Raw genomic sequence first — 15,165 nt, 5'->3', positions numbered from 1 at the left:
GGCAAAAACAAGGAGAAGTGTGCATGCTGAGCGCGCAACGTCGTGAGCTGCTGCTGGAACGGTTGCGGAGCACCGGCCGGATCGTGGCCAAGGACCTCGCGGCCGAGCTGGGCACCTCCGAGGACACCATCCGCCGGGACCTGCGCGAGCTGGCCGCGGACGGGCTGTGCCAGCGGGTCTACGGCGGCGCGCTGCCGGTCAGCCCGGCCGTCGGCGACTACGCGACCAGGCAGAACGTGCAGGTCTCCGGCAAACAGCTGGTGGCGGCGCGGGCCGCGGCGCTGATCCGGCCGCACAGCACGGTGCTCCTGGACGGCGGCACCACGGCGCTCGCGGTGGCCCGGCGGCTGCCACTGGAGCTGGCCGCCACCGTGGTCACGCACAGCCCGACCGTGGCCGTGGCCTTCGTGGCGCACCCGCACGTCGAGGTGGTCCTGCTCGGCGGGCGGCTGTTCAAGCACTCCCTGGTCACCTGCGGCGCGGCCGCGGTCGAGGCGGCGCTGGGCGTGCGCGCGGACCTGTTCCTGCTGGGGGTCACCGGGGTGCACCCGGAGGCCGGGCTGACCACCGGCGACGCCGACGAGGCCGCGATGAAGCGGACCCTGGCCGGGCAGGCCGCGGACACCTACGTGCTGGCCAGCTCGGAGAAGATCGGCGCGGCCTCGCCGTTCTCGGTGCTGCCGCTGGCCAGGGTGGCCGGGATCGTCACCGACTCCCCGGCCACCGACCCGACGGTGGTGCGGCTGACCGAACTCGGCGTCGAGGTCCTGCACGCGGACTGAAACGTGCAATAACGTGCATAGGGGGGACTCCGAGTCCCTGGGACTCCCCGTCCCAGGGACTCGGAGTCCTCTGGTACTCGCCGCGAAGACGGGTGAGAGTGGCTGACATGACCGCCACGGCATACTCCGACCAGCGACTCCACCCCACCACCCGGCCCGGCTCAGGGCGCGCCGAGGAAATCCGGGATCAACGGGAACAGCAACGCGGGCTGACTGGTCACCGTGGTGTGCTTGGTCGCGGGCAGCACCGCCAGCCGGGACTTCGGCAGCCCGGTCACATCCCCGTTCACGCCGCCGCCGAAGTGCGTGAACAGTTCCACCGTGTGCGCGAGCCGGATGATGTCGGAGTCCGCGGCGATCAACAGCACCGGCGAGGTCATCGCGCGCAGCTGCTCAGGGGTGATCCGGGGGAAGGCGCGCAGGTAGTTCTTGACCTTCTCCACCAGGCGCGGGAAGTCCTGCGGTCGTGGCGCGATACGCACGTACTCGGCGTAGTACGGCGACTGCATGAGGTTCTCGGGCTTGAGGTTCTCCATCGACTCGACCATGCCCGGGTGCATGCCGTCCAGGGTGTAGGCGACCGAGGCGAGCACCGCCTTGCGCACCTGCCCGGGGTGGCGCAGGGCCAGCGACAGCGCGACCCCGGCGCCCATGCTGTAGCCGAAGACGTCGGCCTGGGGCACGCCGATCGCGCGCAGCAGCGCGGCGGTGTCGTCGGCCATGCCCGGCAGGGTCAGCGGGCGGTCGATGTCGGCGGTGTGGCCGTGGCCCTGGAGTTCGACCGAGATGATCTTGCGGCCACGGGCCAGCCTGGGCAGCACCTCGGCGAAGGAGGTGCCGGTGGCCGAGAACGCGCCGTGCAGCAGCACCAGCGGCACGCCCCGGCCGTGCCCGTGCACCTCGTAGTACGACCGCAGTCCGTTGACCTCGACGTAGTGCCCGCGCCCCGGCCCGGCCACGGGTTCGGCGGCGACCGGCTGGGCCGCGCCGGCGGCGAGCAGGGTGGCGGCGGTGACCGCGGCGATGATCTTGCGCATGGGTTCCTCCCGGTGTGTGTCCTCACCCCTGCGTCGAACGGGACGGCGGTGGATCGACACACCGGCGGGAGAATCCCGCCGGGATTCTCAGGACAGCCGCAGCCCCCGGTAACCGTCGGCGGCGATCTCCGCGCACAGCTCCCGGTAGGTCTGGAATCCGCCCGCGTACGGCATGAACACCCGCGGTTTGCCGGGCACGTTGGCCCCCAGGTACCAGGAGTCGGCCAGCGGGAACAGGGTGGCCCCGGCCGCGATGGCGACCTGCTCGTTCCACTCCCGCTCGGCCGCGGGCTCCGCCTCGGCCCGGCGCAGGCCGTGCTCGCGCAGGTGGACGAGCAGGTCGCTCACCCACTCCACGTGCTGTTCGGCGGCCAGGATGACGTTGGCCAGCACCGAGGGACTGCCGGGCCCGGCGAGCACGTACAGGTTGGGGAACCCGGCGACCGTCACGCCCAGGTAGGTGCTGGGCCCGGCCGCCCAGTGCTCGGCCAGCGGCAGCCCGTCCTCGCCGGTGATGTCCAGCCGCAGCAGCGCGCCGGTCAGCGCGTCGTAGCCGGTGGCCAGCACCAGCACGTCCAGGTCGTGTTCCTGCCCGCCTGCCTGCACCGCGTGCGGCAGCACCCGTTCCAGGGGGTGCTCGCGCAGGTCGACCAGGGTGACGTTGTCCCGGTTGAAGGTCTCGAAGTAGCCGTCGTCCACGCAGGGCCGTTTGGTGCCAACCGGGTGCGAGTCGGGGGTGAGCGCCTTGGCGGTGGCCGGGTCGTGCACCAGCTCGGCGATCTTGGCGTGCAGGAACTCGGCCGCGGTGGCGTTCGCGGTCTCGTCCAGGATCAGGTCCTGGTAGCTGAAGAAGAACCCGAGCCCGCCCTCCTGCCAGCGCTGCTCGTACCGGGCGGCGCGCTCGGCGGCGGAGTCGGCCAGCGCGGCGGGCCTGGTCTCGATCGGCACCCCGGCGTAGGTGGTCAGCGCCTCGGCCCGCACCGCGGGGTAACCCTCCTGGATCTCCTGCCATTCCGCCGCGGTGAACCGCCGATGGTGGGCGGGCACCGAGTAGTTCGCGGTGCGCTGGAACACGGTCAGGTGCGCCGCGGTCCTGGCCAGTTCCGGGATGGCCTGGATGCCGGAGGAGCCGGTGCCGATCACCCCGACCCGCTGCCCGGCCAGGTCCACCGGCTCGGCCGGCCAGGCGCCGGTGAGCAGCACCGGGCCGGCGAAGCTGTCCAGACCGGGCAGTTCGGGCACCCTGGCTGCGGACAGGCTGCCCACCGCGGCCACCAGGTGCCGGGCCCGCAACTGCTCCCCGGTGTCGGTGCGCACCACCCAGTCCTCGCCCACGCGGGCCGCGCCGGTGACCCGGGTGCCGAAGGTGATGTCCCGGCGCAGGTCGAAGCGCTCGGCCACGTGCCGGGCGTAGGCCAGGATCTCCGCCTGGGTGGCGAAACGCTCCGACCAGGTCCACTCGCGCTGCAGGTCCTCGTCGAAGGAGTAGGAGTAGAAGACGCTGGTGATGTCGCAGCGCGCGCCCGGGTAGCGGTTCCAGTACCAGGTGCCGCCGACATCCTCGGCCGCCTCGATCACGCGCACCCGGAAGCCGGCCCCCCGCAGCCGGTGCAGTGCGTACATCCCGGCGAACCCAGCGCCGATCACGATGACGTCGTGCTCCGCAGTGCCCATGAGATCCAGGCTGCCGAAGACCGCGGGCGATCAACAGGGGTGTTCGGGTGAGTTGTGAAGAAGCTGTCAGGCCAGGCCGCGGCGGCCCTGACGCCCGGCCGGGGCAGCCTAAGGTCGAGGGTGTGTGCGCGTTTGTGCTGGTGGCCGAGGACGACGTCAAGCAGGCGGACATCCTGCGCCGCTACCTCGAGCAGGAGGGCCACACGGTGACCGTGGTGCACGACGGCGCCAGCGCCCTGGACATCGCCCGCACCCGGGGTCCGGACCTGGTGGTGCTGGACGTGATGATGCCGCTGCTGGACGGCCTGGACGTGTGCCGGTTGCTGCGCCGGGACTCCCAGGTGCCGGTGCTGATGCTCACCGCGCGCTCCACCGAGGACGATCTGCTGCTCGGCCTCGACCTGGGCGCCGACGACTACCTCACCAAGCCGTACAGCCCGCGCGAGCTGATGGCCCGGATCCGGACCCTGTTGCGCCGCACCAGGTCAACCGCCGAGGACCACGTGCTGCGGGCCGGCGCGGTCACCGTGGACCCGCGCAGGCACGAGGCGTTCGTGGACGGTCGCCCGGTGGAGTGCACGGCCGGGGAGTTCGCGCTGCTCACCGTGCTCGCCGAACAGCCGGGCCGGGTCTTCACCCGGCAGCAGCTGCTGGAACGCACCAAGGGCTACGACAAGTTCATCACCGAGCGGATCATCGACGTGCACGTGATGAACCTGCGCAAGAAGATCGAGGCCGACCCACGCCGCCCCGCGCACCTGCTGACGGTCTACCGGGTCGGTTACAAGCTCAGCGACGGCGGCCGCGATGCGCCGTAGGGGACGGGTCCGCCCGTACCGGAGCCTGCTGGTCAAGCTGCTGGCCAGTTCGGTGCTGATCGCGGTGGTCGCGGTCGGGCTGACCATCTGGCTGACCGCGACCACCACCAGCGAGGCGATCCGGCAGGAACAGGGCCAGGTGCTGGCCGACGACGCCAGCATCTACGACGGCCTGGTCGGCTACGCCGCCGGCCACCCGGACTGGTCAGGGGCCGGGCCGCTGATCCGCGAGCTGGCCGGGCGCACCGGGCGGCGGATCGCGATCACCGACCAGGAACGGCTGATCCTGGCCGATTCCGCCGCGCCCGGCACCCCGCTGCCCGCCCGCACCGCGGCGGTGGTGGACCCGCTGCACCTGGATCCCGCGTTGTCCACCCGCGCGGCCGACGGCCCGATCGACTCGCGCGCGCTCGGCCCGTACCGGCTGAGCGAGGACGAGCGGGAGATGTCCCAGCAGCTCGCGGTCAAGCAGCGCGACTGCCTGCAGAACCTGGGCGTGCCCGCCGAGATCGTGCGGCGGCCCAATGGCCGGGCCGAGCCCAAGGCGGCCAACCCGGTGCAGTCCCTGATGAAACCGGGCGCCTGCCTCTCGGACTGGGTCAGCCTCACCGAGAAGCGGGCGGTGGAGGAGCTGACCCGCCTGGCCCAGCCCTGTCTGGACCGGCAGAACCAGCCCCGGGTCCGGCTGGATGAGAACCTGGTCCTCTACGGCGCCAAGGGCGATCCGGAGGTGACCCGGACCTGTGTGGACAACGCCCGCCGAGAGCAATTGCAACCGCACGTGGCCCCGGCCGCGCTGCTGTTCATCGGCAGCCAGGCCGATCCGCGGGCACTGCCCGATCCGGTGCGGGTGGACACCCGCCGCCTGCTCGGTCTGGGATTCCTGGTGCTGGTGCTGACCATCGGCGTCACCGCACTGGTCGGCGGACGCCTGGTCCGCCCGCTGCGGCTGCTCACCGAGGCGGCCTCGGCGCCGGCGGACGGCCACCGGCGGGTGCCGGTGACCACCAGGGACGAGATCGGCGTGCTGGCCACCGCCTTCAACGACCTGTCCGATCGGCGGCAACGCGTTGAGGAGCAACGCAAGGCCATGGTCAGCGATATCGCGCACGAACTGCGCACCCCGCTGACCACCATCCGCAGCGGGCTGGAGGCCGCCCAGGACGGCGTGGCCCAGCCCGACGAGGCCTGGCTGTCCTCCCAGCTGGAGGAGGTGCTGCTGCTGCAACACATCATCGACGACCTCCAGGACCTGGCCGCCGCCGACGCGGGCGCGTTCCGATTACACCCGGAGCCGGTGGCCCTCGCCGACCTGCTCGACCAGGTGACCGCGGCCCACCGCGCCCGCGCCGACCAGTCCGGCATCACCCTGCGCACCACCGTCGACGGCGATCCCGAACTGCACGCCGACCCGGTACGCCTGCGCCAGCTGGTCGGCAACCTGGTCGCCAACGCCGTGCGGCACACCCCAGTTGGCGGCACGGTCACCCTGGCCGGCCAGGCCGACGGCGGCGAGGTGGTGCTCACCGTGACCGACACCGGCTCCGGCATCGAGGCCGAGGACCTGCCCTACGTCTTCGACCGCTTCTGGCGGGCGGAGAAATCCCGCAACCGGGGCACCGGCGGCAGCGGCCTTGGCCTGGCCATCGTCCGGCAGCTGGCCGAGGCGCACGGCGGCACCGTGTCCGCGACCAGCACCCCCGGCGTGGCAACGGTGTTCACCCTCCGACTCCCGGCCGGAGGGTGAAGGCGCCCTCTTCGGGTAGCTTCTGATCGGTGCGGGATGGTCGGGTGCTCGACGGTCGCTACCGGCCGGTGCGACGGTTCGGCGTGGGCGGGACGGGCGCGCGCTGGCCCGCTGACCGGACCTGCGGCCATGGCTGACGCGGTCCCACTGGTGGGACGGGCGCCCCAGGTGGCCGCGCTGCGCCGGGCCGTGGCCGCGCCGCCGGTGGTGGTGCGGCTGGAAGGCGAGGCGGGAGTTGGCAAAACCCGGCTGCTCGGTGAACTGAGCACGCCCGGCCGGGTGGTGCTCGCCGCCGTCTGCCAGCCCTTCCGGGAGCCGTTTCCGTTGGCGCCCTTGGTCGACGCGGTGTTGTCGGCGCCGATTCCGTTGGGCGGCAACGCGTTGCTGGGCGCGCTGGCACCGTTGCTACCGGAACTTGCGGACCGGTTGCCACCCGCGCTGCCGTCACTGGGCGATCCGCGGATGGACCGGCACCGGCTGTACCGGGCACTGCGCGAGGTGCTGGCCGGGGTGACACCCGCGGTGCTGGTGCTCGACGACCTGCACTGGGCCGACGAGCAGACCGTGGAGTTCCTGCGGTTCCTCACCGGGCACCTGCCGGAGCGGTTGGCGCTGGTGGTGGCGTACCGGCCGAACGAGATCGACGCCGGGGTACGGGCCGCGCTGGGGCCGGGGACCACGGTGCGACTGGAGCCGTTGACCGGCGCGCAGACCGCGGCCATGGCGCACGCACTGCTGGGCCGGGGCCGTCCATCCACGTCAGCGCGGGAGGCGTTGCACCGCCGGACCGGCGGGGTGCCCTTCGCCATCGAGGAACTGGTGCGGGACGCGGCCGAGCGCGGCGGGTCGCCGTGGGCGGAGCTGGCCGGGGAGCGGGTGCCGGAGAACTTCCGGGAGGCGATCGAGCAGCGGCTGGCCAGGGTGGCGCCGGAGGTGCGGGAACTGATCGGCGCGGCCGCGGTGTTCGGGGCGCCGGTCGGGGGCGCGGAGTTGTGCCGGATCGCGGGGATGGCGGGGGTCACTGGCACGGCGAGGGCGGCTAGCACGGCGGCGGCGGCAGGCGCGGCGGAGCAGGCGAGGGCCATTGGAGCGGCGGGCACGGCGGAACAGGCGAGGGCCGCTGAAGCGGCGGGAGCGGCGGAGGGCGCTGGGGCGGCAGGGGCGGAGGTGCTGGCCGCGGCGGTGCGGTCGGAGCTGCTTCGCGAGTCCGGTGGCCGGTACCGGTGCCGGCACGAGCTGGCCGAGCAGGCGATCCGGTTGACGCTGGGGGCCGGGCAGCGGCAGGTGTTGCACCGGCGGATCGCCTCGATGTTGACCGAGGGTCCGGAACCGTTGCCGCACAACAGGATCGCCCACCACCTTCGATCCTGCGGGGACCTGGCCGGGTGGCGGGAGCACGCCGAACTGGCCGCCGATCGGGCGGTCGAGGTCGGTGATCCTGGTACGGCTGTGAGCGGGTTGCGCGCCCTGTTGGCGGATCCGGGGCAGTCTGCCGGGGATGGGGAACGGCTGGCGCTGAAGCTGGGGCGGGTCGCGGTGGACGGGTTGGACGGGACCGTGACCATCGCGGTGTTGCGGGAGGTCGTGACCGGGGTCGCGCTGTCCCCCGCCGTGTGCGGCGAGCTGCGGTACGCGCTCGGCCTGCTGCTGCTCAACCAGGCCGGGGAACCCGCGGCGGGTTATCGCGAGCTGGCGCGGGCCGCGCGGGAACTGCGGGTGGACCGACCTGAGCTGGCGGCGCGGGTGATGTCCTCGCTGTCCAACATCCATGCCGGTCACCAGCACCTCGACGTGCATCTGGGCTGGCTGGCCGAGGCCGAGCGGCTGGCCGAGGCGCACACCGATCCGGTGCACCACCTGGCCTTCGCGGTGAACCGGGTGACCACCCTGCTCACCTGCGGGCGTCCCGAGGCCTGGCGGCTGGCGCCGGAACTGCTGGCCGATCCGGTGGATCCGGTGCTTGGCAGGCACCACATGCGGGGCTGCCTGAACATCGTGGACGCCGCCGCCTGGCTCGGCCACTACGGGCAGGCGGACCGCTACCTCTCGCACGGGCGCGAGCTGGCCGGGAAGTTCAGCGCGCCCTACACCGAGGAACAGCTGGCGGTGGCCGAGGTGTTGCTGGCCTGGCTGCGCGGCGACTGGACCGGACTGCTCCCCCGCGCCGCGGACCTGGCGGCCAAGTACGCGGATCTGCCCCGGATCGCGGTGGAGTGCAGGCTGATCGAGGGTGCGCTGGCCGCGGCGGCTGGCGAGCAGGAGCGGGCGTTGCGGCTGTTGCGCGAGATGGGTTCCGCGGCTCCGCCGGTGGTGGCCACCGCGGGTGCGCTGGTGGCCGAGGAGCTGCTGCGCCGGGGGTCGGTGGCCGCGGCGGTGGCCGGGATCGAGGCGGCCCTGGCGGTGTTGCGGCGGACCGGGATGTGGGTGTGGGCCAGCGAGATCACGCCGGTCGCGGTGGATGTGCTGTGCGCGGCGGGCCGGATCGGCGAGGCCCGGGAGTTGTTGGCCGAGCACGGGCGGGGTATCGACGGGCTGGACTGCCCGGCCTCGGCCGCCGCGCTCGCGCTCGGCACGGCGGTGCTGCGCCATCGACAGTCCGAAGTGGACGGCGCACTGGCCGGCTACCGGGTCGCGGCGGAGCTGTTCGGCGCGTTGCCGAGGCCGTACTGGCTGGCCAGGACCTGGTTGCTGGCCGGGGAATGCGCGGGGCCGGACGGGCTGGCGCGAGTGCGGGCGGCGGGGGTGGCCTTCGCCGGTCTCGGGGCGACCCGCTGGGTCCGCCAGTGCGAGAAGGTATCGCGGGCCGGTGGCGGGACCGGGCGCAAACGCGGGCGGCCCGGGTACGGCGACCGGCTCTCGCCAAGGGAGCTGGAGACCGCGGAACTGGCCGCGCTGGGCCGGACCAACCGGCAGATCGCGGCCGCGCTGGAGCTGTCCGTGCGGACGGTGGAACAGCATGTGGCGCACGCGTTGCGCAAGCTCGATCTCGCCTCCCGGCGGGAGCTGTCCCGGGTGTTCGGCGAACGGGGTGGGGCGCCGCGCCGCCCCACCCCGTAAGCATCAGACCCCGCGCGTCACACCGTGGCCATCAGGCCGCGATCATCACACCGGGCACGCCAGACCGGCACCATCACACCGGGCGCGCGAGACCGGCGCCCTCAGGCCGGGCGCGTCACACTGTGCGCATCACCGCGTGCGCGTCAGAGCGTGATCGACCAGCGGTCCAGCACGCCGGTGTCGCCTGACCCCCCGTCCCGGATCCGCAGCGTCCAGCTGCCCGCCGCCTGCTCGGCGCCGGTGTGCACGGTGAAGGATCTGGCGCCGCCGAAGGGATGGCAGGTCCAGCCACCATAGGAGTGCAGCCGGTGCGACCGGCCGGACGGGGCCACCAGGTCGATGTCCAGGTCCTCCGCGCAGGTGTGCCGTGCGGTGACCTCCACCCGGACTGGACTCGCCGCCGCACCCGTCGCCGGGACGGCGATCGGGCTGCTCACCTGCTGGTGATCGAGGATGGCGAAGTCCTTGTCGTTGTGGAAAACCCGCCCGCCGCCGCCGGAGCCGCCGCCCAGGGTGAGGCCCCATCTGCGCAGGGCCTCGTCGACCGGTTGGAAGCTGGACTGGTTCGGGGCCCCGCCCGGGTTGCAGGAGGCCAGGCCGCCGGAGTGCAGGCCGATCGCCTTGTCGCCGGCCAGCCAGGCGCCGCCGGAGTCGCCGGCGATGGAGCAGGCGGTGGTGTGGCTGAGGCCCTCGATGGTGACCGTCGGGTAGACCACGGTCTGTCCGGTGGCCGTCACCTTGCCGCACTGCCACTTCGAGGCGACCCCTGAGTGGCAGACCGCCTGGTTGAGGAGCGCCTCGGCCGAGCCGGACACGGTGACCGGGGCCGCGCCCCAGGTGTTGACCGTGCCGGAGACCGTCCAGCCCGGCTCGGTCACCGCGACCACGCCCATATCGCCTTCGCGGCCGAAGACGCTGTGCCTGCCGCCGGGGTTGGCGGTGCCGAAGCGGGACTGACCGCCGGAGCCGGCGTAGGCGGGCTGGTCGTGGTCGTTGGTGCAGTGGCCCGCGGTGAGGAAGTGCTTGCCGCCCTTGCCGTCGGTGGCGGCGAAACCGACCGAGCAGTTGCCCTCGAAGCCGGGGAACCACGGATCGCCCGGACGCAGCTGACCCTGCTGCGGGACCGGCGAGGCGGCCGTCTCGCTGATCCGCGCGCCGAGTCCGGTGACCCGGTCCAGGAAGGGCTGGGTGGCGGCGGTGCGCCTGGTGGCGTCGAGTCGCACCAGCACGGTGTTGGCCACCGGGTCCACGCCCCAGCCGGTGAGACCGGCGATCCCGGGTTCGGCCAGCCTGCGCACCTCCTCGTTGAGCCGGTGCAGTTCGGCGCTGCTCCGGCGCACCGTGCTGGGCCGGGCGCCCGCCGCACGGACCAGGGCGGCGGTGCGTTCCTCGGTGACGGCGACGGTCAGGCCGCCGGTGTGCTCGTCGAACCAGTGGCCTGCGCTGTGCTGCCGCACCTCGGCGGGCAACCGCTCGGCGATCCGCTGGGCCTCGGCCTGCTGGGTCAGTCGGGTGCGGGCCTGCTCCGGGGTCAGCCGGAGGTCCCTGGCGATGGCCTCGACCATGCCGGTGTCGGCCTGGGCGGGGGTGGCCACGCCGGTCGACAGGGTGGCGGCCGCGAGAGTAAGTCCACAAAGGACTTTCAGGGTGCGCATGGTGGTCACGCCTTCCGGTGGGTGATGCGCAGGTCGTCCACGCCGGCTTCGACCAGGCTGCCGCCCGCGGCGTCGGCGGCCTCGACCACCACCCGGATCGTCTTGCCTGCCAAGGAGGACAGGTCGGTCTTGGCGGTCCGCCAGGTCGCGGCGGTGTCGGTGGAGCCGGTCTTCTGCTCGAAGACCACGGTGTCGTTGTTCCCGGTGAGCACCCGGATCCGCAGGTGGTCGGCGCCGGCGGAGTTGGCCAGGTGACCGAGGAAGTACTGGCAGGACAAGGTGATCCGGCCCGCCGCCGGCAGTGTGATCGGCGGTGAGGTGATGGTGCTGGCGCCGCCGTCCAGGTCGTTGTCCCCGACCGAGGCGCCTGCGGCGGCCCCGGTGACCACGGCCCGCGACCCGCTCGGTGTGCCGTCCGGTTGCAGCACCAGTCCGCCGTGGCTGGTGCCCTGCGGGTCGCCCACCTCGAACCGGCCCGCGGTGGCGGTGTCCGTGCCGCCGGCGTTGCCGGTCCAGCCGGTGGCGCGCTCGAAGTCCTCGGCGTGCACGGTGGTCTCCTCGCCGGGGCCCGGTCCGGGGTCGCCGCCGGAGACGGCCTTGAGCGCGTTGGCGATGCCCTCGCCGAAGTGCGAGTTGCGGGCCGGGGTGCCGGTGCACCGGGTGTCCCCGCTGGGGCACGGGGTGTCGGTGGCCTGTGCCAGCAACAGTTTCCGCAGCTCGTCCGGGCCCGCGTTCGGGTGCGCGGAGGCCAGCAGCGCGGCCACGCCCGCGGCGTGCGGGGAGGAGGCCGAGGTGCCGTGGAAGGTGGTGTAGCCGTTGTTCAGCCCGGTGGTGTTGATCATCGCGTAGCCGTCGCCGCCGGGTGCGGTCAGCTCGACGGTGTCCAGCCCGAAGTTGGAGTAGGAGGCCAGTTCCCTGCGGGTGTTGGCCGCGGTCACCGAGATCGCGTTCGGCAGGTCGCCTGGCAGGAACAGGCCCTGCTCCACATCGAGGTTGGTGCCACTGTTGCCCGCGGCCGCGACGGTCAGCGTGCCCTTGGCCTTGGCGTGGTCCACCGCCCGCCGGACCGCCTCGATCACCGCGTCCTGGTCGGCGTCGCTGCTGTGGTTGAACATCCACGGGTCGACGTAGTAGCTGTGGTTGGTCACCCGGAACCCGCGTTCGGCCGACCACATCAGCCCGCACACCACGTTCTCGGCGTACATGTAGCCGGTCGGTTCCATCACCTTGACCGAGGCCACCCGCACGCCAGGCGCGACACCCACCACGCCCTTGCCGTTCTTGGCCGCGGCGATGATGCCGGCCACCGAGGTGCCGTGTCCGGCGGCTGGGGCGTAGGAGTCCGGCTCCCAAGCACCGGCGGCGGTGTTCGGCTTGCCGTACAGACAGGAGACCGAGTTGGCGGCATCGAAGTTGTCCCGTAGGTCCTCGTGACCGCCCTGCACGCCGGTGTCCAGCACGCCGACGGTGACGGTGCGGCTGCCCGGGTTGATCGCCCAGGCCTGGTCGGCGCCCAGCTGCCGCATGTTCCACTCGATCGGCTCGGCCGGGCGGGTGATCGCCGAACCCAGCTGGGGTTCGAGGTATTTCCTGGCCGTGCTGTGCTCGGCCGGCAGGTCGGTGTCGCGGGTCTGGCCGACCTTCTGCACACCACTGACCGCACGCAGTTTCGCGGCGAAGTCGGTGGCGCCGGAGTGTGCGACCAGCACGCCGATCGGCGGGTACGTGTGCTGCACCCGGCCGCCGTTGGCCACGACGGCCTTGGCGATCTCCTCGGCGCCACCCGGCGCGGTGATCACCAGGTAGGCGCGCCCGGCCACCGGTTCGGCGGTGGCCACGGGCGTGAGTGCGGCCACCGGCAGGGCGGCGGCCAGCGCGGCCCCGAACAGCTTGAGCCCTAAGACGCAGGGGTGTCTCATGCGAGCCCTCCTCAACAGGAACAATTCGAGGAGGACGCTCCCGGCCCGGCGGCGGCCATTCAATCAGCGGCGCCACGTAGCGAATTCGCCCACTACTCAGGAAAACCCGTGGTGTCGGTTCGAACCGCGTGGGCCGGGCGCGTTCACAGACACCCCCGACTGGGGTACAAGTGGGTCGTGCCCGAGAAACCACCACTGCGGTTCGGCGTGCTCGGCGCGGCCCGCATCGCACCGTCCGCCCTGCTCAAGCCCGCCCGTGACCTGCCATCGGCGGAGGTGGTCGCCGTCGCGGCGCGGGATGGGCAGCGGGCAGGGCGGTTCGCGCGCAAGCACGGGATCAAGCGGGTGCACACCGGCTACCAGGACCTCATCGAGGATCCGGCGGTGGACGCCGTCTACATCCCGTTGCCCAACAGCCTGCACGGGCGGTGGACCATGGCCGCGCTCAAGGCGGGCAAGCATGTGTTGTGCGAGAAGCCGTTCACGGCCAACGCGGCCGAGGCGCGGCGGGTCGCCGGGGCCGCGCTGGGCAGTGGGCTGGTGGTCATGGAGGCCTTCCACTACCGCTACCACCCGCTGTTCCGGCGGGCGGTGGAGATCGTCGCCAGTGGTGAGCTGGGCGTGATCACGCACATCGAGACCGCGTTGTGTTTCCCGCTGCCCAAGTTCTCCGACATCCGCTACCGCTTCGACCTGGCAGGCGGCGCGCTGATGGACGCGGGCTGCTACGCCGTGCACATGGCCCGCACCCTGGGCCTGGCCGCGGCCGAGGGCGAACCGGAGGTGGTCTCGGCCCAGCCGAAGCTGCGGGGCGAGGACGTGGACCGGGCCATGCGGGCCGACCTGCGGTTCCCGGCCGGGCACACCGGGCGGGTGCACTGCTCGATGTGGTCGAACTCGCTGTTGCGGATCTCGGCCACGGTCCGCGGCGACCGCGGTGAGCTGCACATCCTCAACCCGATCATGCCGCAGGCCGTGCACCGGCTGACCGTGCGCGCAGGCGGCCACCGCCGGGTGGAGCGCTTCGACAAGCGCGCCAGCTACTCCTACCAGCTGGATGCCTTCACCACGGCCGTGCGCGACGGCGGACCGGTGCTGACCCCACCTGCGGACTCGGTGGCCAACATGGCGGTGATCGACGCGATCTACACCGCGGCCGGACTGCCGCCGCGGGTGGCCGACGCCACCTGAGTCCGCCTAGAAATCGGCCGCCAGCACGGTGCCGCCGGTCGCGTCCAGCACCCGGAAGCCGATCGCCTCGGTGCGCAGCACGGAGCTGTTGAGGTTGCAGCGGATCTCGCCGGGACCGTTGCCGACGAACTCACCGGCCGGGTGGTCGGCGCCGCGCCGGTCGGTGACCACCACCCGGTACCCGGCGCCCTGCTCGAAGCCGCGGGCGGTCAGCTTGATCTCGGTGCCCCAGGTGTGGGGCACCAGGTTCGCGCTGGCCGCCACCCGGGTGGCGAGTTGCCGCACCGCCACCGATTCCAGCGGGATCGGGGGCTGGGTGGCGCGGAGCAGGTCGGCGGCGCCGTAGCCGATGGCGGTGCCGGCCAGCACCGCGAGGGTCACGCCGATGCCCAGGCGGGCCGAGCGGCGGTTGACCGTGCGGCGTTCGGCCCGGATGCGGCCGAGCACCGCCTCGCCGAGGCCGGGTGGCACGGCTGGTTCGTCGGTGACCCGGTCCGGGTCCACCTCGGCCAGTGCCTCGGCCACCGGGATCAGGTCGGCCACCTCGGCCCGGCAGTCCCCGCAGAAGTCCAGATGTGCTTGCAGGGCAACGCATTCGGGTTCGTCCAGTCTGCCTAGGACATAGGCGCCGAGCTGCGCGCGCAGCACCTGGTGCGACTCGCCGTTCACGGTTCCACGCCCATCTCCTCCATGGCCAGGTGCAGTGCCTTCAGGGCGTAGAAGATCCGGCTGCGCAGCACGCCCGCGGGCACGCCGACCTCGGCCGCCAGCTCGTGGCAGGGCCGTCCGCGCAGGTAGGTCTCGACCAGCACCGCGCGGTGCGGGCCGGAGAGGCGGCGCAGCGCCTCCTCGACCAGCCAGCGGTCCAGCATCGACTCGGCCAGGCCCGGCTCGGTGAGCAGGGTGGGCAGGCCGGGCCCGGCGGACTGCTTGGCGTGCCTGCCCGCCAGTCTGCGGGTCTGGTCCATGACCACCGTGCGGGCGATGGCGAACAGCCACACCCGCAGCCCGGCCACCTCCGGGTCGAACCGGTCCGCGGACCGCCAGGCCCGCAGGAACACCTCCTGCACCGCCTCCTGTGCCGTCCCCTCGTCGCGGAGCTGGCGCAGTGCGAAGCGGTACAACTCGGGGCCGTGCGCGGCGTAGGCCGCCCGCAGGCCGGCGTCGGCGCTGAGATCGGTGGCGAGCCCGCCCGCGGCGGCGGTCCGGCCCCGTCGATACCCAGCGCTGCGTCCAACGGTGAAGTCCATTGAATCCCCTTGTGCCGTCGCCGGTGTCTACGAGT

At 72.9% G+C, this 15,165-nt stretch carries 11 protein-coding genes; 5 read left to right on the top strand and 6 right to left on the bottom strand.

Annotated elements, in window-relative coordinates; genetic code table 11:
- Window positions 1-23 precede the first annotated feature (23 nt).
- On the top strand, window positions 24-782 hold the full coding sequence (locus tag HNR67_RS19955) for a DeoR/GlpR family DNA-binding transcription regulator (RefSeq protein ID WP_185003761.1): 759 nt from the start codon (window positions 24-26) through the stop codon (window positions 780-782).
- Window positions 783-943: 161 nt separating this feature from the next.
- Here HNR67_RS19955 and HNR67_RS19950 read toward each other — a convergent pair whose 3' ends face one another.
- A complete protein-coding gene (locus HNR67_RS19950; protein WP_185003760.1) occupies window positions 944-1,819 on the bottom strand; it encodes an alpha/beta fold hydrolase in 876 nt (291 codons plus the stop codon).
- An 87-nt stretch (window positions 1,820-1,906) separates the two neighbouring features.
- Window positions 1,907-3,493, bottom strand: a complete 1,587-nt coding sequence (locus HNR67_RS19945) for a flavin-containing monooxygenase (RefSeq protein WP_185003759.1) — start codon at window positions 3,491-3,493, stop codon at window positions 1,907-1,909.
- Window positions 3,494-3,615: 122 nt separating this feature from the next.
- Between HNR67_RS19945 and HNR67_RS19940 the strand changes: the two genes are divergently transcribed.
- From HNR67_RS19940 to HNR67_RS19930, 3 genes are all read left to right on the top strand, one after another.
- The gene (locus HNR67_RS19940) at window positions 3,616-4,311 is read left to right on the top strand and encodes a response regulator transcription factor (RefSeq protein ID WP_185003758.1); all 696 of its coding nucleotides are present in this window, start codon (window positions 3,616-3,618) and stop codon (window positions 4,309-4,311) included.
- Window positions 4,301-6,058: a sensor histidine kinase gene (locus HNR67_RS19935; RefSeq protein WP_185003757.1), complete on the top strand. Its 1,758-nt coding sequence runs from the start codon at window positions 4,301-4,303 to the stop codon at window positions 6,056-6,058. Before HNR67_RS19940 ends, HNR67_RS19935 begins: the two co-directional genes overlap by 11 nt.
- A 129-nt stretch (window positions 6,059-6,187) precedes the next feature.
- Complete coding sequence (locus HNR67_RS19930) at window positions 6,188-9,115, top strand: ATP-binding protein (RefSeq protein WP_185003756.1); 2,928 nt, start codon at window positions 6,188-6,190, stop codon at window positions 9,113-9,115.
- A 143-nt stretch (window positions 9,116-9,258) separates the two neighbouring features.
- Here the strand turns inward: HNR67_RS19930 and HNR67_RS19925 are convergent, their stop codons facing one another.
- Window positions 9,259-10,770, bottom strand: coding sequence for a proprotein convertase P-domain-containing protein (locus HNR67_RS19925; RefSeq protein ID WP_185003755.1), 1,512 nt, complete (start codon window positions 10,768-10,770; stop codon window positions 9,259-9,261).
- A 5-nt stretch (window positions 10,771-10,775) separates the two neighbouring features.
- Window positions 10,776-12,689, bottom strand: a complete 1,914-nt coding sequence (locus tag HNR67_RS19920) for a S8 family serine peptidase (protein WP_185003754.1) — start codon at window positions 12,687-12,689, stop codon at window positions 10,776-10,778.
- 177 nt (window positions 12,690-12,866) lie between these two features.
- Here HNR67_RS19920 and HNR67_RS19915 point away from each other — a divergent pair, with 177 nt between their 5' ends.
- Complete coding sequence (locus HNR67_RS19915) at window positions 12,867-13,880, top strand: Gfo/Idh/MocA family protein (RefSeq protein ID WP_185003753.1); 1,014 nt, start codon at window positions 12,867-12,869, stop codon at window positions 13,878-13,880.
- A 6-nt stretch (window positions 13,881-13,886) separates the two neighbouring features.
- Here HNR67_RS19915 and HNR67_RS19910 read toward each other — a convergent pair whose 3' ends face one another.
- Window positions 13,887-14,549 carry an anti-sigma factor family protein gene (locus tag HNR67_RS19910; RefSeq protein ID WP_185003752.1) on the bottom strand — a complete coding sequence of 221 codons (663 nt, stop codon included), beginning with the start codon at window positions 14,547-14,549 and terminating at the stop codon, window positions 13,887-13,889.
- Entirely contained in the window at window positions 14,546-15,130 is a 585-nt protein-coding gene (locus HNR67_RS19905; protein WP_185003751.1) for a sigma-70 family RNA polymerase sigma factor, read from the bottom strand. Before HNR67_RS19905 ends, HNR67_RS19910 begins: the two co-directional genes overlap by 4 nt.
- Window positions 15,131-15,165 lie beyond the last annotated feature (35 nt).

It is taken from the genome of Crossiella cryophila (genome assembly GCF_014204915.1).
GTDB lineage: Bacteria > Actinomycetota > Actinomycetes > Mycobacteriales > Pseudonocardiaceae > Crossiella > Crossiella cryophila.
The sequence above is the reverse complement of the archived record's forward strand: the minus strand, read 5'-3'. Positions and strand labels throughout refer to the sequence as shown.

What these genes read in the sequence shown, in the direction of transcription:
- HNR67_RS19955 (WP_185003761.1), top strand. Translation starts at nt 24, where the DNA reads ATGCTGAGCGCGCAACGTCGTGAGCTGCTGCTGGAACGGTTGCGGAGC.
- HNR67_RS19945 (WP_185003759.1), bottom strand. Translation starts at nt 3,493, where the DNA reads ATGGGCACTGCGGAGCACGACGTCATCGTGATCGGCGCTGGGTTCGCC.
- HNR67_RS19935 (WP_185003757.1), top strand. Translation starts at nt 4,301, where the DNA reads ATGCGCCGTAGGGGACGGGTCCGCCCGTACCGGAGCCTGCTGGTCAAG.
- HNR67_RS19925 (WP_185003755.1), bottom strand. Translation starts at nt 10,770, where the DNA reads ATGCGCACCCTGAAAGTCCTTTGTGGACTTACTCTCGCGGCCGCCACC.
- HNR67_RS19905 (WP_185003751.1), bottom strand. Translation starts at nt 15,130, where the DNA reads ATGGACTTCACCGTTGGACGCAGCGCTGGGTATCGACGGGGCCGGACC.
- HNR67_RS19930 (WP_185003756.1), top strand. Translation starts at nt 6,188, where the DNA reads ATGGCTGACGCGGTCCCACTGGTGGGACGGGCGCCCCAGGTGGCCGCG.
- HNR67_RS19950 (WP_185003760.1), bottom strand. Translation starts at nt 1,819, where the DNA reads ATGCGCAAGATCATCGCCGCGGTCACCGCCGCCACCCTGCTCGCCGCC.
- HNR67_RS19920 (WP_185003754.1), bottom strand. Translation starts at nt 12,689, where the DNA reads ATGAGACACCCCTGCGTCTTAGGGCTCAAGCTGTTCGGGGCCGCGCTG.